The sequence below is a fragment of the Couchioplanes caeruleus genome, from assembly GCF_003751945.1.
Lineage (GTDB): Bacteria > Actinomycetota > Actinomycetes > Mycobacteriales > Micromonosporaceae > Actinoplanes > Actinoplanes caeruleus.
Genome location: NZ_RJKL01000001.1, coordinates 5,535,730 through 5,558,964, shown reverse-complemented (window position 1 = coordinate 5,558,964; position 23,235 = coordinate 5,535,730). Strand labels below are relative to the sequence as shown.

The window sequence follows — 23,235 nt, the reverse complement described above, 5'->3', positions numbered from 1 at the left end:
ATCGGTTGCGTCCTCCCAGGAAGAATTCATCGAACGCCGGTACCGTGACCGGATGGAAATCGTGTATCCCCCGGTCGTCGGTATCGCCAAGACGATGTTCCGAGTGCTCGACCTGAAGATCCAGGTCGATGGCGCACACCACATTCCGGCGGCCGGCGGGGCGGTGCTGGCAAGCAACCACGTCAGCTACCTGGATTTCATCTTCTGCGGCCTCGGCGCCCAGCCGGCGAAACGCCTCGTCCGCTTCATGGCGAAGAAGTCGGTCTTCGACCACAAAGTGAGCGGCCCCCTGATGCGCGGCATGCGGCATATTCCGGTCGACCGCAAAGCCGGCAATGCGGCATTTCACGAGGCCGAAACCGCACTGAAGAAGGGCGAAGTGATCGGCGTCTTCCCCGAGGCGACGATCAGCGAGTCGTTCACGGTGAAGGCTCTGAAATCGGGCGCGGCCCGGCTGGCCCGCGCGGCGGCGGTCCCGCTGATCCCGATGGCGGTGTGGGGCCCGCACCGGCTCTGGACCAAGGGTCACAAGAAGGACCTGACCCGGCGCCACATCCCGGTCATCATCAAGATCGGCGACCCGATCCCGGAGCGCGAGGGCAGCACGACGGAGTCCATGACGACGGAGCTGCACGAGCGGCTGACCACGCTGCTGGACGAGGCGCAGCAGGCCTACCCGGAGCAGCCGGGCGGGCCGGACGATCGGTGGTGGCTGCCGGCTCACCTGGGCGGCACGGCACCGCGGCCGGAAGACATCGGCGACCCGGCACGCCGACCGGCCTAACGGCAGCGCGGCGCGGCGTCGCTGCCTGACGGCAGCGCGACGCGGCGACGCGGCCCGACGGGAGCACGGCCCGACGGGAGCGGCGTAGCGGCGGCCTTCACCCACCGCAGCCCGCAACGCGCGGCGCCACTCGAGCACGGCGCCCCCTCAGGTAGGGGCGCCCGCTCCGAGTAGACGCCGCGCAAGCGCAGCGCTCCCTCAGCGCGGTGCCCGCCCGCCGGCTAGGGGCGCCCGTTCATGCGGGGCTGCACGCCCGAGCAGGGCTGCACGCCAGCGTGGGCCGCTCGGCCCCCTCTGGGCGCTGCCCCCTTGTGGCTGCTCGCCCCGTGCGGGCGCCCGCCAGCGCGGGGCACTTGTTCAAAGCAGGTAGGCGCCGGCCCCCTGGGGGGACCGGCGCCCACTCAGCGTGAGGCTGTGATCAGAGCGGGCGGATGTTGGCCGCCTGCGGGCCCTTCTGGCCCTGGGTGACCTCGAACTCCACCCGCTGGTTCTCGTCCAGGCTCCGGTAACCCGAGGTCTGGATCGCGGAGAAGTGGGCGAAGACGTCGGCGCCGCCGTCGTCCGGGGTGATGAACCCGAAGCCCTTGTCCGCGTTGAACCACTTCACAACGCCGGTAACCATGCTCGTCTCCTCGACGGTCGATCGCTCCTGGCCATTATGGACGGGAGCGAGGTGGTAAGACCCGTTTTTTGCGGGACTCGTGTCGCCGTACTGATCGCCCGTACCGGAGAAACCCGGGTTACGACAAAGAGCGCCTGGGGCAGACTTCCCCACAGGCGCTCCTGAGTACTTGGGAACCAAACTGACAACGCCAAGGAGCCTAGCACGGAGGAGACGTCCGGGCCGTGATCGGCGTAGAAGTGGCGCAGCTCCTTCACCAGGCCGGCCTGGTGTGGAAACCGGCGCCGGGTGACCGGTTCGCCATCCCCGACAGGGACCTCGACGACGAGGTGTTCGTGCTGAGCACCATGACGATCGAGGTGTACGCGATGCCCGAGGGACAGGTGATCGGCTTCAACGGCACCACGGAGTGGGCACTCGACGACGTGGGGTTCGATGAGGCTCTGTGGGTTCCCCGCGAGGATCAGCTCCGGGACCTGCTGGGCGGCACCTTCCGGTCGCTGCGCAGAACGGACACCGGCTACGACGTCGAAGTCACCCTCCTGGGTGAGTCCCGTAAATACAGCGCCGCAACACCGGAGGAGGCGTACGCGGCCGCCCTGTTACACCTGCTCGCCGCCTGCCGATGAACCGGGTAGGCGCCGGAGTCAGAGTCGGTCCGCAGTCGCAGTCGGCTCGGGGATATCGGTGATCAGCGCGGCCAGGCCGTCGGCGTCCAGCAGGTCGGCCGGGCGTACGGTCACCCCGTCGCGCACGTAGTGGAAGCCGGCCCGTACGCGCGTCACCGGCACCCCGGCCAGCGCCGCCCAGGCGATCCGGTATGCCGCGAGCTGCACCGTCGCCGCGGCGGCGTCGGCGGTCGTGGGACGCCGGCCGGTCTTCCAGTCGATCACGTCGTAGCGGCCTCCGGGCTCGGCGAAGACCGCGTCCATCCGGCCCCGGATCACGACTCCGGCCACCGTCGTGGCGAACGGGACCTCGACCTCCACCGGCGTCCGGCCTGACCATTCGCCGGCCAGGAACGCCTCCTGCAGGGCCGCCAACTCCTCGTCGGCCGCCGCGTCGTCGTCGGCGGCGCCGGGCAGGTCGTCGACGTCGAGCAACCGGACCGAGCCGAAGCGCCGCTCCAGCCAGGCGTGGAACGCCGTGCCGCGCCGGGCGTACGGGGCGGGGCGCTGTGGCAGCGGGCGGCGTAGGGAGCGGGCCAGCAGTTGCGGGTCGCGGCGCAGCACGACGAGCTGGGAGACCGACAGGTGCGGCGGGAGGGACACCTCCAGCGGGCCGTCGCGCCGAGCCCGCTCCTCGCGCTCGGCGAGCAGGAGCGCCGCTTCCCTCCGCCAACGCGAAATATCCGAATCATCCCCCGCATCCCTCGACACAGCCCCGCCCGCGGAGGCCGAAGGCCCAGCCGAGGGCGAAGCCGCGCCAGCCGACGATGGAGGCAAGCCGGCCGATGACGGAGGCAAGCCGGCCGAGGATGGAGGCAAGCCCGGGCCGGCGAGTCCGGCCAGGTCAGCCGCCAGCCCCGCCTGGGAGCCGACCTCCGCATCGCCCTCCGCCAGCTCGGCGAACGCCGCGGCCTCCTCCGGCGTCGGCGCCGCGATCATGCGCCGGATCAGGTCCGCCGCGGCCGCCATCGCCGGGCGGCGGGCGCCCAGCGGATCGGATGGCCACTCCGCCGTCGCCACGAGTTCGGCCGAGGGGTTGGTGGCGTCGCCGGGTGGTTCCGGGGTCCAGTGGTCGACCGTGCCCGCGCCGGCGAGGCAGGTTGCCCGGATCTCCTCCAGGAAGACCGACGGGCCGCGGGGGCGTTTCACCCCGTCGCCCCACCAGTAGCCCGAGGCGAGCAGGAGCCGCCGGGGACGGGTCACCGCCACGTACGCCAGCCGCCGCTCCTCCCGTTCGTCGTGCTCCCGCCAGGCCCTGCCGAACGCCGCCAGGGCTCCCGCCACGTCCTTCTGGTCCACCGCTTCGGACAGGTCCAGCGCGGGCAGGCCTGCGGCGTCACCGCGCAGCGGGAACGGCAGCACGCCGATCCCGCCGAGGTAGTTGTCGGAGCCGCGGGTGACGCCGGGCCAGACGTTCCTGGTGAGGCCCGCCACCGAGACCACGTCCCACTCCAGGCCCTTGGCCGCGTGCGCGGTCAGCACCTGCACGGCGCCCTCGATCACGTCGACCTGGCCGGGGGCGAGGCCGCGTTCCTCCTCCTCGGCCGCGGCCAGGAAGGCGAGGAAGCCCGCGATGGTGCCGCCGTCGGTGTCGCCCGCATAGCGCGCCGCGACGTCGCCGAGCGCGTCGAGGTGACCGCGGGCCAGGCCGGCGTCGCCGGCACCCCAGCCGCGGACGGCCACCTCGACGTCCAGGCCGATGGTGCGTTCGATGTCGGCGACCAGGTCGGGCAGCGGTTGGTCCAGGCGGTGCCGCAACTCGGCCAGCTCCCTGCTGTACGCCCGCAGCCGCGCATACCCCTCCTGCGAGAACTGCTGGGGCGCACCGAGGTCGGCCATCGCCTCGACAAGCGTGGCGTCGTCGAGCCTGTCCCCCACCACCTGCTGAGGATCGTCGGCGGCGGCACCCTGCCGGGGACCGTCCCCCGAAGAGCCGGAGACGACAGGAGAGCCGGAGACGTTCGTGGCAGGGACCCGGGCGGCGGCGATGGACCGGGCCCGGCGGTGCAGCGCCACGAGGTCGCGGGGGCCGATGCGCCAGCGGGCACCGGTCAGCAGCCGCAGCAGCGCCGCGCCGTCGGTCGGGTCGGCCAGCACGCGCAGGGTGCAGACGACGTCACGTACCTCCGGGGTGTCGAGCAGGCCGCCGAGGCCGACCACCTCGACCGGCAGGCCGACCGAGCGCAGCGCCTCCTCGATCGCCGGAATCTGGCTGCGGACGCGGACCAACACCGCGCTGGTCGGCCGCCGGTCGAGCGGGATATCGGCGGGAAGCGCGTCCGGCAGCCGGGCGGCCGCGCGCCACGCGGCCAGCATCGAGTCGGCGATCCACCGCGCTTCGTCCGCGTACGTGGTCAGCAGAGCACACGCGACCGTACGCCCGCCGACGCGATCGGCCACCCGCTGGGCCGGGATGAGCTCGGCGACGCGGGCGCCGGCGGCGCGCAGCGGCCGCGACAGAGCGTTGGCGACCTGGAGGATCTCCGGGCGGTTGCGCCAGCTCCGGGTCAGGTTGAGCACCCACGCCTCGCGAGCGCCGGGGCCGGTGAACTCGGCCGGGAAGCGGTCGAGGGTGCCCGCGGACGCGCCGCGCCAGCCGTAGATGGACTGGCACGGGTCGCCGACCGCGGTGACCGGGTGGCCGCCGCCGAAGAGCGCGTTGAGCAGCACGACCTGGGCGTGGCTGGTGTCCTGGTACTCGTCGAGCAGGACGATCTTGTAGCGGCCGCGCTCGATCTCGCCGACCTCGGGATGATCGCGGGCGACCCGCGCGGCGCGGGCCAACTGGTCGCCGAAGTCCATTGCCTCGATGTCGAGTTTGCGCTGGTCGTAGAGGCGGACCAGGGGCAGCAGGGTGAGCCGGTGGCGCTGGCGGTGCAGCGCGTCGGTGACGTCCTTGTAGACCCGGCCGGGCAGGGACTGCACCTCGGCGAAGAAGCGACCGGTCCAGGCAGCGAGATCGTCCGGCGTCACGAGATGCTCGGCGAGCTCGCCGGCGAGCGCGAGCACGTCGTCGGTCACCGTGCCGGGGGCGCGGTTGAGGCCGGTCATCTCCCCGGTGTACGAACGGACGAGCGAGTCCACGATCTGCCACCGGGCGGCCTCGGTGAGCAGCCGGGCGGAGGGCTCGTAGCCGGCACGCAGGCCGTGCTCGGTGACGATGCGGGCCGCGTACGAATGGTAGGTGGCGACCGTCGGCTCCCCGGCGAGCGCGTCCTGCTGTCCCAGGCGGCGCACGAGCTGGCCGAGCCGGGTGCGGACGCGGTGGGCGAGCTCGCCGGCGGCCTTACGGGTGAAGGTGAGGCCGAGGATCTCGTCGGGGTGGGCGTACCCGTTGGCGACGAGCCAGACCACCCGTGACGCCATCGTCTCCGTCTTCCCGGAGCCGGCGCCCGCGACGACCAGCAGGGGCTCGACCGGCGCCGCGATGATCGCGGCCTGTTCCGGGGTGGGAGCGTGCAGCCGGAGCAGCTTGGCGATCTCGACCGGGGTGTAGCGGGGACCGGAGTCGGCACGCCGCCGCGGCCGCGGCGTCGTATCGGCGAAGAGGCTCGGCTGCGTCATCGGCTGTCCTCGGCGGCGAGCGGGCTCGACGTTGTCGCCGGCCGACCGAGACGGTGACGAGAGCGGGTCATCGGCTGTCCGCCGGGGGTGGGCCGGGCTCGACTACCTGACGGCCGTGGCCGCTGATCGGGCAGCTCGTCCGGACGGGGCAGACCCGGCATTTCGCGTTGGCGACCGCCGAGAAGGTGGCGGCGGCCATGGTGTCGGCGGTGCGGCGGACCATCGCGTACGCCCAGTTGGGGTCCTCGGCCTCGGCGAGCGGCACCTGCATCTGCTCGCGCGCCTCCTTGCTGGGCCCGAGCTGCACCAGGGCCGCGCCGCCGCTCTCGGCGCCCTCGCCGAGCGCGTCGAACGCGCCCGCGTCCACGGCGGCCTGGTAGCCGGCGAGCTGGGCGTGCTCCTCGACCTCGCCGGCCGAGACGGCGGTGCTCTTGCCGGTCTTGAGGTCGATGACGACCAGGCGGCCCTGCTCGTCGATCTCCAGGCGGTCGACCCGGCCGGTGAGCTGGATGGGCCGGGACTCGTCGCCGAGGCGCACGGTGAACTCGTGCTCGATGGCGAGCAGCCGGCGCGGGTTGCGGGCGAGCCAGCGCAGCAACTTGTCGACCATACCCTGGGCGCGTTCCTGCTCCGGCCCGGCGAGCCAGCGCGCGGCCAGCTCGATCGCGTCGAAGCGCGCGGAGACGTACTCGACGAGCCGTTCGCGGTCGGCGTTCGCGTCCTCGGCGAGCATGGCGGCGGCGTGCACGAGGTTGCCGACTCCTTGGGCGGGCCCGGCGGGCGCCGCGCCGCCGTGGCGTTCGAGCAGCCAGCGCAGGCTGCAGCGCAACGCGCTCTCCATCGCGGACGGGGTCACCTTGACCGGCTCGCCGTCCTCGGCCAGCGGGCGGTCGTCGGAGAGCGGCTTGAGCCCCCACCATTCGTCGGGATGGGCGCCCGGGACGCCGGCCTTCGCCAGCCGGGCCAGCTCGGCGGCCGCGGCATGCCGCCGGGCGGGCGTCGCATCCGGCGCGATGACGACGGTACGCAGCTCGGCGACCAGCGCGGCCAGGGTGAGCGCCCGCGGCGGCCGCCCCACCGGCACCTCGAGGTCAGCGTCGGGCGACTCACGAGGAACGTCAGCGTCGCGCGAACCAAGGTCGGTGTCGGGATCGGGATCGGGGTCGGGCGGATTGGGGTCGGAGTCCGGAGGGCCAGCATCCCCGAGACCAGCGTCGGGCGGGCCGGTGTCGGGCGGGCCGGTGTCGGGCGGGCCGGGGTGCGGGGCGCGCGGGCTCGGCGGTGGCGGGGGATCGTCGCCGCGACGGTCGGGAAGGGCCAGTTCGGCGAGGAAGCGGCTTGGTTGCTCCTCGCCGTCGGAGCCGCCCACGCTTGCCGAGGCGACGGCCGTCACGACGAGTTGCTGCCGGGCCCGGGTCGCCGCCACGTAGAACAGGCGGCGCTCCTCGTCGAGCAGCGCCGAGGTCTGCCCGACGACCGCGGCCGCTCCCGAGGCGGCCCGGCCGGCGATGACGTCGACCAGGCGTTCGGAGCCCAGCAGGCTGCCGCGTAGCCGCAGGTCGGGCCAGATGCCTTCCTGCACGCCGGCCAGCACCACCACGTCCCACTCCAGGCCCTTGGCGGCATGGGCGGTGAGCAGGCGGACGGCCTCACCGCGGTCGGCCGAGGGGGCGATGGAGTCGGCCGGAAGGTCCTGGCCCAGGACGTGGTCCAGGAAGACCTCCGTGCGGGCGCCGGGCAGCCGGTCGACGAACCGGGCCGCCGCGTCGAAGAGGACCACCATCGCGTCGAGGTCACGGTCGGCGGCCTCCGCGCGCCACTGGCGTGCCCGGCCGCCCTCACCGCCGGGCTCGACGGGGGCGCCGCGGGTGCTCAGCGCATACCACCGCTCGGCGAGGCCGCTGGCGTGCCAGACGGACCAGAGCACCTGCTCCGCGGTCGCGCCCGCCGCGGCCGCCGACTCGCGGGCGATGGCGATGAGGCGGGCGACGTTCTGCGCGGGCGTCGCCCAGCGCCGCTCGACCATGTCGAGGCCGGCCGGGTCGCGGACGGCGTCGACGAGCAGCTCGCCGGAGGGACGCCGGTCGCCGGCCGCCAGGGCCAGGGCGCGCAGCCCCTGCCGGAGCCGCCGTTCGGCCAGCGGGTCGGCGCCACCGAGCGGCGAGTGGAGCAGGGCGACCGCGGCCTCCTCGTCGAGGGCCTGCGGATCGAGGGCGCAGCGCAACAGCAGCAGGAACGGCGCGACGGCCGGTTGCAGGTGCAGCGGCAGGTCCTCGGCGTGGGTCACGGTGGGCACACCCGCGGCGGCGAGGCCGCGCTGCAGGGACGGCAGTTGCAGGCTGGTCGAGCGCAACAGCACGGCCATCCGGGACCACGGCACCCCGTGCAGCAAGTGCGCCTCGCGCAACGTATGCGCGACGAAAGCGGTCTCACTGGTCGCCGACCGAAATGTCCGAACGATCGCACCCGTTACGGGCGCGCCGGAGCCCGCCGGACCGCCGGACGACGCCGGACCGCCAGATGACGCCGGACCGCCAGATGACGCCGCACCGCCGGGGGAAGCCGGGCCGCCGGGCGGCGAATCGGGACTGTGGAGCCATCGATGGCCGGCCCGGCCGCGCATCCGGCGCGCGACCCGGCTCGTCGCGGCGAGCAGCGCGGGCGTGCTGCGGTAGCTCGTGTGCAGCGTGACCGTCTCGGCGAGCGCACCCGACGCCGTCCGGAAGCGGGCCGGGAACGCGCTGACCGCCTCCGGGTCCGCGCCGCGGAAGCCGTAGATCGAGGAATCCGGGTCGCCGAACGCCACCAGCGCCTTGCCGCCGCCGACCAGCGACAGCAGCTCCATCTGGGCGGGGTCGGTGTCGGCCAGCTCGTCGACGTAGACGTGCTCGAGCCGCCGGCGTTCCGCCTCGAGCAGCGCCGGATCGTCGCGAAGCAGTCCGGAGGCGGCCCGCACCAGCTCGGCCGGGTCGTACGCGGTGGAGCCCCGGGTGGTGACGTCGCGCAGGGCGAGTACGGCGACGTACTCCCGGAGGAAGCGGGCGGCGGCCGGCCAGTCGTCGCGGCCGAGCTTCTCGCCGAGCCGGGCGAGCTCGACCGGGCCGATGCCCCGCTCGGCGGCGCGCTGCATCAGGTCGCGGAGCTGTTGGGCGAAGGCCCGGGTCGGCAGGGCCGGGCGCAGCGCGTCGGGCCAGCGCACGCTGTCGGGCACCGTCTCGTCACCGACCGCCTCGAGCAGTTCCCGGATGACGAGGTCCTGCTCCGGGCCGGTGAGCAGGCGGGGCGACGGCTCGCCGCGCTCCGCGGCGGAGCGCCGCAGCAAACCGAAGGCGTACGCATGGAAGGTGCGCACCAGCGGCTCGTGGAACGTCGGGCCGGCGATCCGCGCCTCGATGCGGTCCCGCAGCGCCGTGGCGCCCCGGCGGCCGAAGGTCAGCACCAGGATCTTCTCCGGGTCGGCACCGGCGGCGATGCGGGCGGCGACCGCCTCGACCAGCACCGTGGTCTTGCCCGTGCCGGGCCCGCCGACGACCAGCAACGGGCCGTCGGTGTGCGCCACGACGTGCTCCTGCAGCGGGTCTGCGCGCAGAGCTGCCACGACGGGTGCGGGGCGGCGCACCAGCCGGTAGGCAGGCCGGCGCACCGCCGCGGGAGTCGAGGTCACGGCACCAATGAGACCACGCAGCTATGACAGAAATAGTGTCAGGGCTTGCCGAGCGAGGCCCGCAGGCGTACGGGCATGGGCACCCGGTGCACCGCCGGATCCTGGGCCGCGCCGAGCAGCAGTTCGACCGCCGTCCAGCCGAGCTGGTAGTGCGGCAGCGCGATGCTGGTCAGTTGCGGGCGCAGCCAGGCGGCGAGGTCGGAGTCGTCGAAGGACACCACCGACACGTCGTCGGGGATGGCCCGGCCCGCCTCCCGCAAAGCCTGGTAGGCGCCCATGGCGACCCGGTCGTTGATGCAGACCAGCGCCTTCGGGACGAGCCCGCCGGCCAGGGCGCGTCGCATCGCCTCGTACGCCGGTTCCGGCCACCAGTCGCACTCGATGGTCCCGGCGAGCCGGACGCCGGCGGCGCCGAAGCCGTCCCGCATGCCGGCGAGGCGTTCGCGGCTGGCGAAGACGTGGGCGGCCGGCTTGCCGACGAGGTGGATGCCCTCGCGGTGGCCGGCCCCGACCAGCGTCCGGGCGGCGTTCCTTCCGGCGGCGGCCTCGTCCGGGATGACCGAGTGGTACACCGGCCGCACCGCCCGGGTCAGGCAGTTGAGCAGGACGACGGGCCGGCCCTTGAGCTGTTTCGGCACCCGGACGTATCGGGTGAACATGCTGGCGTACACGAAGGCGTCGACCTGGCGGTCCAGGAGGTCCGCGATGAGTTTGCCCTCGACGACCGAGTCGCCCTCGGTCTCGCCGATGAAGAGCAGGTGGTCGTGCGCCACCGCCGCGGCGAGGCTGCCGTGGATCGCGCGTCCGGCGTACGGATCGGACGCGATGGTGTCGGAGACCAGCGCGATCGTCTTGGTGACCTTCGTCCGCAGGCTTCTGGCCATGAGGTTGGGCCGGTAGTCCAGCTCCTGGGCGGCCCGGAGCACCCGCTGTCGGGCGTTTTCGGAGATCCGCATGTCCAGGTGGCGTCCGGCGAGGACGAAGGACGCCGTGCTGCGCGACACGCCGGCCCGCTGTGCGACCTGTAGCAGGGTCGCCCGTTGCGGGGGCATGGCGCCGAGTCTTTCATGTGCCGCCCGACGGCCCGACGGCGATACGCGCCTTTCGCCAAACGTCGCCGCGCCCGGCGATCGACAAATCTTGACGTCGTCCGGTCACGGGAGCAGGGTCGAGCTAAACCCATCTAGCGCCATTCGTGCCTCGGCGCGCCCCCGTGTCGCCCGGCGGGCCGCCGAGGTCCCTGGTCACGCCGAGGGCGGGCGCGCTGCCGAGGTTCCCGGTCACGCCGGGGGCGGGCGGACTCCCGTCCCCGGCGTGACACCCCACCGATCAGTATCGGAGAAGCCGAGAGGCGGCGACGCGTCCTAGCGTGAACCGCATGACGATTTCGCTGTCTCACTGCTTCCTCATCGTCCACGAGTACGACGCCGCGCCCGCCTTCTACCGGGATGTGCTGGGGCTCGAGGTTCGCAACGACGTCGAGTTCGAGGAGAATCGCTGGCTGACGCTGAGCGCCCCGGGCCATCCGGAGGTGGAGATCGGCCTGGAGATCCCCGGCTACTTCCCGCACACCTCGGCCGACGACCGGCAGGCCACCGCCGACCTGCTCGCCAAGGGTCTGTTGCCGGGGGTCATCTTCCGCACCGACGACTGCGACAAGACCTTCGAGAAGGTACGCGCCGCCGGGGCCGACGTGCTCCAGGAACCGATCGACCAGCCGTACGGTGTGCGGGACTGCGCCTTCCGGGACCCCTCCGGGAACATGGTGCGGTTCTCGCAGGGGTGACCTTCAGCCGGTGACCGTGCCGGTGACCGGCGCGACGCCGCTGCCCTCCTCGAAGTGCAGCTCCACGACCTCGTCGGACTCGTCCGCGCCGTCGACGATCGTCGGCACGGTCAGCTCCCCGGTGGTCTCGCCTTGCGGGAGCATCGCGTACGCCCCGAGCGGGGTCTGTGACAACGGCCGCGACGGCTCCGGCTCCTCGAAGCCGTACTCGCGGAACCAGTCCGGCTCGACGTCGGTGCTGGACAGCTCCGCGGTGCCGGTGGGCTGCCGCGGGTACGCCCAGAGGGAGAAGGGCATCTCGGTCGGCGCCGACAGCGTGATCCTCCAGGCGAGCTTGCGGCCCTCCGCCACCCGGTCCGTGACGGGCGCGAGGGAGACCTTCGGGGCGGGATCGTCGTCGCGCACCTCGAGGCCGCCGGCGTAGTCGCCCACGACCAGGCCGCGCTCCGCCTTGGCGGTCAGCATCGTGGTCTCGTCCTGACCGTGCAGCTTGTCGCCCCGCACCTCCACCGGTACGCGGATCGTCCGGTCGCCGGGGCGTACGGTGGCCAGCCGCGAGGTGGACTCGAAGGTCGCGGGATCGGTCAGGAAGAGCCGGACCTGGCCGTGGCCGCGCCCGGTGACCTTGACCGGGACGCTGTACGTCCGCGTGCCGGAGTCGCCCTCGTCGACGCTGAGGGTGCCGAGGTCGACGCGCGGCAGGGAGGTTTGCCGCGGCGCGGGCGTTCCCGGCCGCCAGCCCCACGCGTCGATCAGCCACGCCCGCCCGGCCGCTCCGCGCGGGACGAGTTCCAGCTTCGCCACCTTGCCGCGCAGGCCCTGGAGCGGCACCCGCACCTCACGGGCCCAGTACGAGGTCGTGTTGGCGGTGCCCGGCAGGCCGTCGACCACCACGTCGCCGAGGGCCGTACGCCGCCCGCCCGGGTCGACGACGGCGACGCCGAAGCGCGTGCCGGCGGTGTTCGGCGGGACCATCAGCCGCAGCGCCAGCTCCCGGGCGCCGGCGAGGGAGACCGGGCGCCGGGGCGCCAGGGTCAGCGGGGTGCCCGCCGACGTCCAGTCGAGACGGGCGGCGTACCGGCCCGGCTCCGGCACGGCGGCGAAGGGTACGAAGTGCGCCGAGCGCGCGCCGCCGTCCGGCGGCAGGCAGGCGTCGTTCGCGTCGTCGCTGACCTGGGTGCAGATGCGGACGCCGCCCCCGGTCGCCACGGTCTCGTCCGGGATCAGCGCCGGGGTGCGCTGCGCGCCGAGCGCGTGGCTGAGCACTCGCGCCGGGTCGGCCGAGGGGGCGCGGACGCCGCCGCCGTCGAGCAGCGGCCGCACCCGGTCGTCACCGGCCACGAACAGCCGCGCCGCGGCGGCGATGTACGTGGCGCCTGCGGTCTGCTGCTGCGGTGCGGTGAGCCGCGTCGGCGTGCCGGGCGAGCACACGGGGTCGGTGCCGTCGCTGAAGAAGTCGTCGAACGACGGTGCCACCGACTGCCCCGGCGTCCACTCGGTGTTGAAGAAGTTGTGGTTGGCGCCGACCACGTACAGGGAGCTGTGCAGGGCCGTGCCCCGGCTGACGCCGCGGGTCTCGTCGACGAAGATCTGGCCCTGCAGGTCGGCGACGTCGCCGTCGCAGCCGGGCAAAATCGTCGCGGACGGCACATCCGGCACCGGGTTCTGCCCGAAGATCGTCGGGCCGATGAGCAGCAGGCCGCGGATGGTCCAGCGCGCCTTGCCGCGGTATCCGTCCTGCGCGGGCGGCGGCGGGGTGAGGGTGTCCATCGCGGCGCGGCTGACGCCCTCGCCGCCGCGGGAGTGTCCCATCAGGAACACCTGGGACATGTCGGCGCGGGGCGCGGAGCGGACGATCGCCGGTGCGCCCGCGCGGGCGGCGCCGGCCCAGCCGGCCCACTTCGCGAGGTGCCGGCGTACCAGCGAGGAGCGGGCCTGCGCGCCGCCGTCCTCGGCGGCGTGGTCCTGGCCGTTGATGCCGTTGGCCGAGATCGACACCGTGACGTAGCCCTGCGAGGCGAGCAGCTCCTGGGCCTGGAGATAGCCGCGGTGGCTCGGGATCGGCGTGGTGCCGGCCGGGCACGGCCAGGCCTGCGCCGCGTTCTCGTCGGCGCCCTGGTAGCAGATCGAGTGGCGGCCGTGCAGGAAGAGCGCGAGCGGGCGCTTGCCGGGCGCGTTCTCCGGCGCGACCACGACGGCCTCCATCTCGACCTTCTCCGGGAAGTCGGGCAGCTTGACGCCGTCGAGCGCGTACTCGCCGCGGACCGTCCGGTAGGGGCCCTTGACTCCCGGGTCGACGGGGCCGGCGGCCTGCGTGGCCGGGATCGCGACCTCGGCCGCGGCGTGGCGGCGGGCGCGCGGCGCACCCCGGTCCCCGTCCAGGCGCTTTCCTGCGGCCCGCACGGACAGGCCGTCGAGGCTGCCGGCCCGGTCCCGGTCCCGCGTGCGGTCTTGGTCCAGCGTGAAGGTGCGCTGGTCAGGTTGGGGGTGTGGACGGCCGAGCAGCCGGTCGCCCGACCAGAACTCGACGGCCGCGTCACCCATCGGCACCCGCTTGTCCGAGCGCCAGGTCAGTTGCCCGCCGGTCACCGACCAGCCGTCCGGCGGAGCGGCGGGCGGGGCGGCGGGCGGGGCCGGGGGCGCGGCCCAGGCCGGTCCACCGGCTCCCACTACCAGTGCCGCGGCGAGCGCGGCTGACACGAGAAGTCTGCGCATACGCCCGTGTCTAGTCGATAAGTGCAAATCAGTCGATGTCCATCGAACCGTCCCTTCGGACCGCGAGATTCTTACCGTCTCCTGACCATCGTCCGCAGGCCCGTCCGTCGTTCCTGTAGCCCACGTACACCCGCCCGTCGAGCCGCGCACGACGCGGAACGCGAAGCGAGGAGACAGCAATGACAGGCAGAAGCAGAAGGGCCGGCACAGCGTCCGGGAGAACCGTACGCATCGCGATGGCGGTGGCGGTGCTCGCCGCGACCGGGGTCCTGACCGCCACGTTCGTTTCCAGCGGCGGCAAGGGAACCGCCGATGCGGCCACGGAGCTGAGCCAGTACGTGCCGATCCAGCAGGTGACGCCCGGCGTCCGTACCCCGGCACCCCGGCGGGGCGCCTCCACCGGCCGGTTCGTCGTCGACTGCGGCACCAACGGCAACGGCAAGTTCAGCCCGGACAACCCGGTCGCCCAGCCGGGAATCAGGAACGGCGCCGAGCACGTCCACGACTTCGTCGGCAACATCGCCATCACCGCGAACTCGTCCGACGCCGAGCTGGCCGCCTCGGGCACCACCTGCCGCAACGGCGACAGATCTTCCTACTTCTGGCCGGTGCTGCGGATCGATCCCGCGGTCCGGCCCGGCAGCAGCGACACCCGGCAGGCGCTGTCCCGGGCCACGCCGACGGTCTCCTGCCCGCGCGTGAGCGATCGGCTGCCCGCCGTGCCTACCGGCACGAAGGCGGCCGTGGACCGCTGGCTGGCCGAACTGGACCGGCTGACCGCCGAGGCCAACGCCAGGATGAGCGGCAGCCGCGGCCGCGTCGACGCCGTCTTCAACGCCTCGGTCATCGATCCTCTGCGGGCCCGACGCGCCCAGCTCATCAGAACGATCAGCGAGAGTGTCAACGGCTCCCGCGGGTCGGCGCGGCTGGTGTCGCTCGTCGACTGCGACGTCAGCTACGACTCCATGCACGCCTTCATGGGTACGGGCCACGCGAACTCCGTCAGCGCCGCTGCCGCCGCGACGCCGCAGATCCAGTGTCCCGCCGTACGCGGGCGGCTGCCCGGCGTGCCGGCATCCGCGCTCGGCGAGGTCAACCGGGCGCTGGCCGAACTCGACCGGCAGATCTCCGAAGCCGACGAGCGCCTCGTGACCACTCGCGGGCAGGGCGGCGCCGCGTTCGTGGACAACGCGATCCTGGGTCCGCTGAAGGCCCGGCGTACCGCCGTCCTCGACCGCATCGCCGACGCCATCGACCGTCAGGGCGCGCGGCCGCAGGGCCTGGAGGCGCTGGCACGGTGCACGCTCACCAAGCCTGCCCGGCCTTCCGCGCCTGCCGGGCAGAACGGTGCCACCCCCGCACCGCAGCCGAGCGAGTCCGCCCTGCCCGAACCCCAGGGCAAGAATTTGGAGCTGCCGAACAACACCGGGCCGATCCAGCGGCCGAGCTCCGTGCTGATCGAGTACCGCGGCAACGCCACCGGCAAGGTCGTCGCGATGCCGCGCTTCCTGCGGGCGCTGACCGGCGACGCGAAGCCCACCAGCCGCGGCCCGGCCAATGCGCGCCCGAGCTGGACCTGCTCCGGATTCGCCGATCGGCTCTCCGACAAGTACCCGATCTGCCCGCCCGGGTCCCAGGTCCAGCGGGTGCACGACTTCCCCGGCTGCTGGGACGGCAAGAACGTCGACAGCGACAACCACCGCAGCCACGTGGCGTTCGCCGCCGCGGGCACCGGCGCCTGCCCGCAAGGTTTCCGGGCCATCCCGCAACTGCGGATCACCCTGTCCTACGACATTCCGAGGGACGCGCAGTTGCGCGGACAGTTCGCTCTGGACTCGTTTCCCGAGGAGGACCACAACCCGTTCTCGGACCACGACGACTTCGTCAACGTCAACTCGGAGCGGCAGATGCGGAAGATCGTCGCCTGCATCAACTACGGACGTCAGTGCGGCGCCGTACGGTGATCGGCCGACGGTGAAAGTCGGGTACCGCCCGGGGGATGGGCGGTACCCGACGCGCGGTGTGGATCAGTAGGGCAGGTCGGCGTCGGTGAAGACGTGGATGTTGACCAGGGTGTTGGTGGCGTTGTTGTTGGTCGCGCAGACGGTGTAGCTGCCCGCACCGGCGAAGGTGCCGAGTGAGGTGCGGCCCTCGTAGGCGAACCCGGAGATCGTGCCGGACGGCGTGCCGTACACCAGGCCGCCGTTGCGGGTGACCTTGAACCTGGCGCCGGCCCCGGTCGCCTGCCCGTCGGCACGGACCTGATAGTTGGCGGTGGCGCGGGCGGTGAGGCAGTGCTGTTCTCCGGGGCGCAGCGTGCCGCCCCAGCCGTCGGCGGAGGCGTAGGCCGCCTGGGGAACGGCGGCCAGGGCCAGGCCGGCGATGCCGGCGGCGAACGCCACGCGTGCGGTGTGGCGGGCGAGGACGCTGCGGTTCGTGGTGCGGATCATGACGGGCTCCTTCGGATCGTGGCCTGCGGTGGCCTCTCTGACGCCGCTGACGCTATGGCCGCCGGACAGCCACAAAGAAGACCGTTCCGCGCCCGGTCCACGTCCACTTTCCGCTCACCCCGCCCGGTCGGGATTTCGACAGACGCCCGGGCGGGAAGGGACGAGACTTGGGCCATGAGCACGCGGTTCGCCGACCGGGTGGCCAGCGCGCGCCGCCGCGACTTCGTCGGCCGCGCGGCCGAGCTCGCCGGGTTCGGCGACCTGCTGGCCGGCGACGGCGGTGCGCTGGTGTGGGTCTCGGGTCCCGGTGGAGTGGGCAAGACCTCGCTGCTGCACCAGTTCGCGGACCTCGCCGAACGCTCCGGCCGGCGGGTGGTGTGGCTGGACGGGCAGGTGCCCGACGGCGACCGGCTCGTGGTGCTGGCCGACGAGGCGATCGAGACGGAGCTGCTGGCGGCGCTGCCGGGCGACGCCGTGGTCGCCGTGGCGAGCCGGGCCGGGCCGCCGCTGCAGTACCGCACCGACCCCGGCTGGTCGAGCGTGCTGCACCCGATGCCCCTGCTCAACCTGGATCCGGTGGAGAGTGCACTGCTGCTCAGCCGTCGTGGCGTACCCGCGACGGCCCATGCCGACGCGATGGCCTTCACCCACGGCCATCCCCTGGCGCTGGCGCTGATCGCCGACGTACGCGCCCAGCGCCGCCAGCCGGCCGCACCGGCCGGAGGTCCGGAGGTGGTGGCCACGCTGCTCGCCGCGCTTCTGGACGCGGTGCCGAGCGCCGCGCACCGGCTGGCCCTCGACGCGGTGTCGCAGGTCGCCGTGACGACGGAGCCGCTGCTCGCCGAGTTGCTGGAGCTGCCCGACGCGCACCAGTTGTTCGAGTGGCTCCGCGGACTGTCGGTGATGTCGGCGAGCGCGCACGGCCTGGTCCTGCATGATCTCGCCCGCGAGGTGCTCGCCCGGGATCTGCGCTGGCGGCACCCGGAGCTGCACGCCACGATCCACCAGCGGGCCGGCGCCTCCTACCGGCGCCGGTTCGCCGGCGCCGCCCCCGACGAGCAGCGCCGGATCCTGTTGGACTTCGCGTTCCTGCACCGCGGCAACCCGGTGATCGGCGCGTTCCTGCAACAGTGCCCGGGCGGTGACCTGCGGGTCGTGACCGCGGGCCCGCACCGGTGGCCGGCGCTGCGCGAGATGGTACGGCGCCACGAAGGCACCGCCTCGGCGGCGCTGTTCGACCACTGGTGCCGGCACCAGCCGGAAGCGGTGCACGCGGTGGTCGACGCGGACGACAGCGCGGTGGGCATGGTTGTGCTCCTGACCCTGTACGCGGCGGCTCCGGAGGACCCGGCGGCGACGGCCGCGTGGAAGCGCGCCGCGCCCGCCGCGGGCGAAGCGGTCTCGCTGCTGCGGTTCTGGCTCGACGCCGAGGCCTACCAGCAGCCCTCCCCCACGCAGGCGCTCATCTCGTTGCACGCGGTGCGCCACTACCTGATCACCCCGGGCCTCGGCTACTCGCTGATCTACCACGCCGATCCGGAGCTGTACGCCCAGATGTGCGAGTACGTCGGCTTCACCCGCGTCGACGGCGCGGATTTCACCGTCGGCGGTCGCCGGTACGCCGGATTCGGCCACGACTGGCGCCGCATGCCGCGGCTGGCCTGGCTGAGCGTGCTCGCCACCCGCGAGACGTCCGGCAAGCCGGTCGAGGTGGAGGCGGCGACGGCGTCCGGCCCGCTGGACCGGGCCGCCTTCACCGCCGCGGTCCGCTCGGCCCTGCGCGAGTGGGGCCGGGCCGACCGGCTGGCGACGAGCCCGCTGCTGTCCGGCCGGTTCCTCGCGCGCTCGTCCGGCGGGCGTACGGCCGAAGCGCTGCGCGAGCTGGTCGAGGAGGCCGCGGCGACGCTGGCGGATTCGCCCCGGGACCGGTCGGCGTACCGGGCGTTGCACCACACCTACCTGCGGCCGGCCGGGACGCAGCAGGCGGCGGCCGACCTGTTGCGCCTGCCGATGAGCACCTACCGCCGGCATCTGGCCGCGGGAGTGGACCGGTTGACCGAGATCCTCTGGCAGTGGGAGTCCACGACCGAGCCGTGACCGGCCCCGGCTCAGGCCAGCGCCTGCTCGATCGCGTCGAGGGCCATGTCGATCGAGGTGACCAGCGAGACCTGGGCCAGGGCCGGGCGGCGAACGAACGTCGTCTCGGTGATCTCGCCGAGCCAGGTCCACAGTCCGGTGTAGAAGCCGTCCGGGTCCAGGACCACGATCGGCTTGCGGTGCAGGCCGAGGGTCGCCGTGGTCCAGACCTCGAACAGTTCGTCGAGGGTGCCGAGCCCGCCGGGCAGGGTCACGAACGCGTCCGAGCGCTCGATCATGATGTTCTTGCGCTCGCCCATGTCGGTGGTGACGACCAGCTCGTCCGACGAGGTGTCCGCGATCTCCAGGTCCACCAGGGACTGCGGGATCACACCCAGGGTGTGCGCCCCGCCTGCGCGGGCCCCCGCGGCGACGGCGCCCATCATGCCGACGCGGCCGCCGCCGGAGACCAGCGAGTGGCCCCGGGACGCGAGCGCCTTGCCGAGTGCGGTGGCGAGGTCGAGATGCTGGGGATCCAGGCTGTTGGAGGATGCGCAGAAGACGCAGATCGCCGCCACGTCACCGCTTTCCGGTTCCGGACGCCGCCGCGTCCGCCTTCACGATCATCTGTACGGCCTCCGCCACGTCGTCGGTCAGCAGGATGAGGTCCAGGTCCTCCGGACTCACCTTGCCGTCCGTGAGCAACCGCTGCTTGATCCAGTCGAGCAACCCGCTCCAGTATTCCGAGCCCATGAGGATCACCGGAAAGCGGGTGACCTTGCGGGTCTGCACGAGCGTGATCGCCTCGAAGAGCTCGTCGAGGGTGCCGAAGCCGCCGGGCAGGACGACGAACGCCTGCGCGTACTTGACGAACATGGTCTTGCGGACGAAGAAGTAGCGGAAGTCGATGCCGATGTCGACCCAGTCGTTGAGGCCCTGCTCGAACGGCAGCTCGATGCCGAGCCCGACCGACATGCCACCGGCCTCGGTGGCGCCCCGGTTGGCCGCCTCCATCACGCCCGGCCCGCCGCCGGTGATCACCGCGAAGCCGGCCTCGGCGAGGGCCGCGCCGAGGTCCGCCGCCATCTCGCATTCGGGGCTGTCCGGGGCGCTGCGCGCGGAGCCGAAGACGCTCACGGCCGGGGGCAGGTCGGCGAGGGTGTCGAAGCCCTCGACGAACTCGGAGAGGATGCGCAGGGCGCGCCAGGCGTCCTTGGTCTTCCACTCGCTGCGATGATGGGAATCGAGCAGTTTCTCGTCGGCCGTGCTCGGCGGAATCGACTCACGCCGCAGCGTGACGGCGCCGCGATGACGCTCCTGGGGTACGCGCCTACGGCCGCCTGCGCTGTCCGTCATGGCACCCACGGTAGTGCGGACGGTCCGTAACCGGTGAATAACCGGTTGGGTTTCGCCAAGAGGATTGCGGCATCGCGGCCTTTTTGCCAGATTGAAGCCACGGACGGTAGCTCCGCGACCTCTGTACAGTGACAGACCCGCACGCTATCGACCCGCACGGCAGGCACGGCGTCCGGCTGCGGCCGGGCATCTCGGCGAAGGAGCCACCGTGATGACCCGTTACGAGCGAATGAAGATGCAGCGTCGCATGCAGAGGCGCATCCGACTGGTGGTCGAGGAGCGTCGCATCGCCCTCGCCCTGCCGCCCCCGGCGGCCGATCCGGGCTTCGACCCGGAGACCACCGTGGAGATTCCGCGCACCACCCAAGACTAAGCGTCAGTACGTCGCCAACCAGCGGTGCAGGGTCGCGGCGCCGTCCCTGATCTTGCCGATCTCCACGTGCTCGTCCGGCGCGTGGGCGAGCTGAGGATCGCCGGGACCGTAGTTCAACGCCGGGACGCCGAGCGCCGCGAACCGGGACACGTCCGTCCATCCGAGCTTTGCGGCCGGCTCCGCGCCGACCGCCACGAGGAATTCCCGCGCGGGTGCCGCGTCGAGCCCGGGAAGCGCTCCCGGGGCCGAGTCGGTGACCTCCACCTCGAAGCCGTCGAAGACCTCACACAGGTGCTCGAAGGCCAGTTCTTCCGTCCGGTCCGGAGCGAATCGCAGGTTGACCTCGACCGCGCACTCGTCCGGCACCACGTTGCCGGCCACGCCGCCGGAGATGTGCACCGCGTTGAGGCCCTCACGGTATGTGCACCCGTCGATGGTCACCGTCCGCGCACGATAGTCCTCGAGCCGGCGCAGCACCGCACCAGCGGCGTGGATGGCGTTCACCCCGCGCCAGGCTCGTGCGGTGTGCGCCCGACGTCCGCGCGTACGGACGATCGCCCGCATGGTGCCCTGGCAGCCGGCCTCGACCACGCCGTACGTGGGCTCGAGCAGGACCGCGAAGTCGGCGGCGAGCCACTCCGGACGGTGCTGCGCCACCAGGTTGAGCCCGTTGAACCGGCTCTCGATCTCCTCGGCCTCGTAGAAGAGGAAGGTCAGGTCGTAGCGCGGGTCGGGCAGGGTGGCGGCGAGGTGCAGGGCCAGGGCGACGCCCGACTTCATGTCCGCCGTACCGCAGCCGTGGATCAGGTCGTCGACGACGGTCGACGGGAAGTTGTCGTTCAGCGGGACGGTGTCGAGATGACCGGCGAGCACGACGCGCTGGTCGCGGCCGAGGCTCGTCCGCGCCATCACGGTGTTCCGGTGACGCTCGACGCTCAGATGGGGAATCTGCCGCAGCACCTCCTCGACGCAGTCCGCGATGACCTTCTCATGGAGCGAGACGGACTCGATGTCGACCAGGGCGCGGGTCAGCACCACCGGGTCGACGAGGACGTCGCTGGTGAGCGGGTTGGCCATGAGCCGCACAGTACCGTCCGAACGTGAAGCACCCGCCCTAGTAGGGTTCCCGGTGTGAGTAGCGCGATCTCTACCTCGGCCGCCTGGGGCATCGGCCTCGCCACCGTCGCCGCCGACGGGACGGTTCTCGACACCTGGTATCCGGCCGGATACCTCGGCCTCGGCGAGCCGCCGGCCGAGCCGCCCACCCTGCCGGCCGGCCTCGTCGGCCCGCGGGCGCTGGCCGGGCTCTCGACCGCCGAGGTGCGCGTCGAGGTGTCCTCGCTCGCCGAGCCGATCAAGGATTCGTCGGACGCATACCTGCGGCTCCACCTGCTGTCGCACCGGCTGGTCAAGCCCAACGAGCAGAACCTCGACGGCATCTTCGGCATGCTCGCCAACGTCGCGTGGACCTCCGCCGGACCCTGCCCGCCGGACCGGGTCGACGAGCTGCGCCTCATCGAGCGGGCCGCCGGCCGGCACCTCAGCGTGTACAGCGTCGACAAGTTCCCCCGGATGACCGACTACGTGGTGCCCTCGGGAGTGCGCATCGCCGACGCCGATCGAGTCCGGCTCGGCGCCCACCTCGCCGCGGGCACGACCGTCATGCACGAGGGTTTCTGCAACTTCAACGCCGGCACTCTCGGCGCGTCCATGGTCGAGGGCCGCATCGTGCAGGGCGTCGTCGTCGGCGACAGCTCCGACGTGGGCGCCGGCGCGTCGATCATGGGTACGCTCTCCGGCGGCGGCAAGGACAAGGTCTCCATCGGCGAACGCAGCCTGCTCGGGGCGAACGCCGGGATCGGCATCTCGCTCGGCGACGACTGCGTGGTCGAGGCGGGCTGCTACATCACAGCCGGCTCGAAGCTCACCCTGCCGGACGGACGCGTGGTCAAGGCCCGCGACCTCTCGGGGGTCGACGGCCTGCTGTTCTGGCGCAACTCGGTCACCGGGGCCCTCGAGGCCCGCCCCCGCAAGGGCACCGGCATCGAGCTCAACGCCGCTCTGCACGCCAACGACTGACGCTTGACCCTCGACCTTGTCGAGGCCGCAGAGTCTCGAGGTGTGGAGAGCGAGATGTACGGCATCGGCGAGGTCGCCCGGGCCAGTGGCCTGGGCGTCAGCGCCCTGCGGTTCTACGACCGGGCCGCGGTGCTGGTCCCGGCGGAGGTCGACCCGGTCACCGGCTACCGGCGCTACAGCGGCGAGCAGATCCGTGCCGCGCGTCTGATCGCCGGCCTGCGCCGCGTGGACCTGCCGGTCGTGGACATCGGCCGCGCGGTCGCGGAGCTGCGCGATGGCCCGGCCGTGCGCAAGCTGCTCGACGAGCACCTGCGCCGGCTGGAGGACGGCCTCGCCGACGCCCGACGTGAGCTCTCCCGAATCCATCGCCTGCTGGATCTCGAGGAGAACACCTTGACCCGCATCAGCCTGCCCGCCGCCGCCCTCGCCGCCGCGCTCGACGCGGTGCGTTTCGCCGCCGGCACCGACCCGCGACTACCCATGATCAACGGGGTCCTGTTCGAGGCCGGACCCGAAGGCCTCACCGTCGTCGCGACCGACCGTTACCGGCTCGCCGTCGCCGAGGCCGCCGGCACCGCGGTAGGACCACCGGTCCGGGTCGTCGCCCCCCTGACCTTCGTCGACGAGCTGCGGGCGGCGCCGGCCGGCACGGTCACCCTCGACCTGAGCTCATCCGCCATCACCGCCGGGACGCCCACCCGTGAACTGGCGGCCGAGCCGCTCGACGTGGACTTCCCCGACCACCGCCGCCTCACCCGGGCGGCGGCACCGGCGAAGCGGATCACCGTCGACGTCCCGGCCCTGCGCACCACCCTCGGCGGCGCCGCCACCGTGACCCGCGAGCACGAGGGGATCGAATACGACGTCGCGATCCTGACCCTCGATCCTTCCGGCGCCGTACGGGTCGCGGACGAGGACGCCTGGGCCGCCGACGAGCAGGCACACGTGGCGGTCAACCGAGAATTCCTGCTCCAGGCGCTCGACGCGGGCGGTGGCGGCCAGCTCGTTCTGGAGCTCGACGGGCCGATCGGCCCGCTGGCGGTCCGCGGCACCGGGACCTACTCGATCCTGATGCCGGTTCGCCTCTGATCCGTCGCC

The 23,235-nt window shown here is 72.9% G+C and carries 17 protein-coding genes; 8 read left to right on the top strand and 9 right to left on the bottom strand.

Annotated elements, in window-relative coordinates:
* The first annotated feature begins 52 nt into the window (after window positions 1-52).
* Window positions 53-784: a lysophospholipid acyltransferase family protein gene (locus tag EDD30_RS24810; RefSeq protein WP_071806920.1), complete on the top strand. Its 732-nt coding sequence runs from the start codon at window positions 53-55 to the stop codon at window positions 782-784.
* Between the two features lie 418 nt (window positions 785-1,202).
* Here EDD30_RS24810 and cspE read toward each other — a convergent pair whose 3' ends face one another.
* On the bottom strand, window positions 1,203-1,406 hold the full coding sequence (gene cspE / locus EDD30_RS24805) for a transcription antiterminator/RNA stability regulator CspE (protein ID WP_015625344.1): 204 nt from the start codon (window positions 1,404-1,406) through the stop codon (window positions 1,203-1,205).
* Between the two features lie 224 nt (window positions 1,407-1,630).
* Here cspE and EDD30_RS24800 point away from each other — a divergent pair, with 224 nt between their 5' ends.
* Window positions 1,631-2,035: a pilus assembly protein CpaE gene (locus EDD30_RS24800; RefSeq protein ID WP_071806921.1), complete on the top strand. Its 405-nt coding sequence runs from the start codon at window positions 1,631-1,633 to the stop codon at window positions 2,033-2,035.
* Window positions 2,036-2,053: 18 nt separating this feature from the next.
* Here the strand turns inward: EDD30_RS24800 and EDD30_RS24795 are convergent, their stop codons facing one another.
* The 3 genes from EDD30_RS24795 to EDD30_RS24785 form a co-directional block, all read right to left on the bottom strand.
* Window positions 2,054-5,638 carry an ATP-dependent helicase gene (locus tag EDD30_RS24795; protein ID WP_123678499.1) on the bottom strand — a complete coding sequence of 1,195 codons (3,585 nt, stop codon included), beginning with the start codon at window positions 5,636-5,638 and terminating at the stop codon, window positions 2,054-2,056.
* A gap of 67 nt (window positions 5,639-5,705) precedes the next feature.
* Complete coding sequence (locus EDD30_RS24790; protein WP_071804471.1) at window positions 5,706-9,302, bottom strand: ATP-dependent helicase; 3,597 nt, start codon at window positions 9,300-9,302, stop codon at window positions 5,706-5,708.
* 38 nt (window positions 9,303-9,340) lie between these two features.
* Window positions 9,341-10,354 carry a LacI family DNA-binding transcriptional regulator gene (locus EDD30_RS24785; protein WP_071804473.1) on the bottom strand — a complete coding sequence of 338 codons (1,014 nt, stop codon included), beginning with the start codon at window positions 10,352-10,354 and terminating at the stop codon, window positions 9,341-9,343.
* A gap of 326 nt (window positions 10,355-10,680) precedes the next feature.
* Between EDD30_RS24785 and EDD30_RS24780 the strand changes: the two genes are divergently transcribed.
* On the top strand, window positions 10,681-11,088 hold the full coding sequence (locus tag EDD30_RS24780) for a VOC family protein (RefSeq protein ID WP_071804475.1): 408 nt from the start codon (window positions 10,681-10,683) through the stop codon (window positions 11,086-11,088).
* Window positions 11,089-11,091: 3 nt separating this feature from the next.
* On the opposite strand, the gene EDD30_RS24775 is transcribed toward EDD30_RS24780, so the two are convergent.
* Window positions 11,092-13,803 carry a hypothetical protein gene (locus EDD30_RS24775; protein WP_123678498.1) on the bottom strand — a complete coding sequence of 904 codons (2,712 nt, stop codon included), beginning with the start codon at window positions 13,801-13,803 and terminating at the stop codon, window positions 11,092-11,094.
* Window positions 13,804-13,982: 179 nt separating this feature from the next.
* Between EDD30_RS24775 and EDD30_RS24770 the strand changes: the two genes are divergently transcribed.
* Window positions 13,983-15,767: a DUF1996 domain-containing protein gene (locus EDD30_RS24770; protein ID WP_071806016.1), complete on the top strand. Its 1,785-nt coding sequence runs from the start codon at window positions 13,983-13,985 to the stop codon at window positions 15,765-15,767.
* A 63-nt stretch (window positions 15,768-15,830) separates the two neighbouring features.
* On the opposite strand, the gene EDD30_RS24765 is transcribed toward EDD30_RS24770, so the two are convergent.
* A complete protein-coding gene (locus EDD30_RS24765; RefSeq protein ID WP_071806015.1) occupies window positions 15,831-16,253 on the bottom strand; it encodes a hypothetical protein in 423 nt (140 codons plus the stop codon).
* Window positions 16,254-16,427: 174 nt separating this feature from the next.
* On the opposite strand from EDD30_RS24765, the gene EDD30_RS24760 reads away from it, so the two are divergent.
* The gene (locus EDD30_RS24760; RefSeq protein ID WP_071806014.1) at window positions 16,428-18,350 is read left to right on the top strand and encodes an ATP-binding protein; all 1,923 of its coding nucleotides are present in this window, start codon (window positions 16,428-16,430) and stop codon (window positions 18,348-18,350) included.
* An 11-nt stretch (window positions 18,351-18,361) separates the two neighbouring features.
* On the opposite strand, the gene EDD30_RS24755 is transcribed toward EDD30_RS24760, so the two are convergent.
* Both EDD30_RS24755 and EDD30_RS24750 read right to left on the bottom strand, forming a co-directional pair.
* Entirely contained in the window at window positions 18,362-18,907 is a 546-nt protein-coding gene (locus EDD30_RS24755; protein ID WP_071806013.1) for an LOG family protein, read from the bottom strand.
* 1 nt (window position 18,908) lies between these two features.
* Window positions 18,909-19,685 carry an LOG family protein gene (locus tag EDD30_RS24750; protein WP_071806012.1) on the bottom strand — a complete coding sequence of 259 codons (777 nt, stop codon included), beginning with the start codon at window positions 19,683-19,685 and terminating at the stop codon, window positions 18,909-18,911.
* Between the two features lie 211 nt (window positions 19,686-19,896).
* On the opposite strand from EDD30_RS24750, the gene EDD30_RS39315 reads away from it, so the two are divergent.
* Entirely contained in the window at window positions 19,897-20,058 is a 162-nt protein-coding gene (locus EDD30_RS39315) for a hypothetical protein (RefSeq protein WP_170047297.1), read from the top strand.
* Between the two features lie 3 nt (window positions 20,059-20,061).
* Here EDD30_RS39315 and dapE read toward each other — a convergent pair whose 3' ends face one another.
* Window positions 20,062-21,135, bottom strand: a complete 1,074-nt coding sequence (gene dapE / locus EDD30_RS24745) for a succinyl-diaminopimelate desuccinylase (protein WP_071806011.1) — start codon at window positions 21,133-21,135, stop codon at window positions 20,062-20,064.
* Between the two features lie 54 nt (window positions 21,136-21,189).
* On the opposite strand from dapE, the gene dapD reads away from it, so the two are divergent.
* Both dapD and EDD30_RS24735 read left to right on the top strand, forming a co-directional pair.
* Entirely contained in the window at window positions 21,190-22,137 is a 948-nt protein-coding gene (gene dapD / locus EDD30_RS24740) for a 2,3,4,5-tetrahydropyridine-2,6-dicarboxylate N-succinyltransferase (RefSeq protein WP_211277813.1), read from the top strand.
* Between the two features lie 54 nt (window positions 22,138-22,191).
* Window positions 22,192-23,226: a DNA polymerase III subunit beta family protein gene (locus EDD30_RS24735; RefSeq protein WP_071806017.1), complete on the top strand. Its 1,035-nt coding sequence runs from the start codon at window positions 22,192-22,194 to the stop codon at window positions 23,224-23,226.
* Window positions 23,227-23,235 lie beyond the last annotated feature (9 nt).

Bases quoted from the DNA above. Each gene is read 5' to 3' on its own strand.
- EDD30_RS24810 (WP_071806920.1), top strand. From the start codon at position 53: ATGGAAATCGTGTATCCCCCGGTCGTCGGTATCGCCAAGACGATGTTC.
- EDD30_RS24765 (WP_071806015.1), bottom strand. From the start codon at position 16,253: ATGATCCGCACCACGAACCGCAGCGTCCTCGCCCGCCACACCGCACGC.
- EDD30_RS24760 (WP_071806014.1), top strand. From the start codon at position 16,428: ATGAGCACGCGGTTCGCCGACCGGGTGGCCAGCGCGCGCCGCCGCGAC.
- EDD30_RS24735 (WP_071806017.1), top strand. From the start codon at position 22,192: ATGTACGGCATCGGCGAGGTCGCCCGGGCCAGTGGCCTGGGCGTCAGC.
- EDD30_RS39315 (WP_170047297.1), top strand. From the start codon at position 19,897: ATGACCCGTTACGAGCGAATGAAGATGCAGCGTCGCATGCAGAGGCGC.
- EDD30_RS24795 (WP_123678499.1), bottom strand. From the start codon at position 5,638: ATGACGCAGCCGAGCCTCTTCGCCGATACGACGCCGCGGCCGCGGCGG.
- dapE (WP_071806011.1), bottom strand. From the start codon at position 21,135: ATGGCCAACCCGCTCACCAGCGACGTCCTCGTCGACCCGGTGGTGCTG.
- cspE (WP_015625344.1), bottom strand. From the start codon at position 1,406: ATGGTTACCGGCGTTGTGAAGTGGTTCAACGCGGACAAGGGCTTCGGG.
- EDD30_RS24770 (WP_071806016.1), top strand. From the start codon at position 13,983: ATGACAGGCAGAAGCAGAAGGGCCGGCACAGCGTCCGGGAGAACCGTA.
- EDD30_RS24780 (WP_071804475.1), top strand. From the start codon at position 10,681: ATGACGATTTCGCTGTCTCACTGCTTCCTCATCGTCCACGAGTACGAC.
- EDD30_RS24775 (WP_123678498.1), bottom strand. From the start codon at position 13,803: ATGCGCAGACTTCTCGTGTCAGCCGCGCTCGCCGCGGCACTGGTAGTG.
- EDD30_RS24785 (WP_071804473.1), bottom strand. From the start codon at position 10,354: ATGCCCCCGCAACGGGCGACCCTGCTACAGGTCGCACAGCGGGCCGGC.
- EDD30_RS24750 (WP_071806012.1), bottom strand. From the start codon at position 19,685: ATGACGGACAGCGCAGGCGGCCGTAGGCGCGTACCCCAGGAGCGTCAT.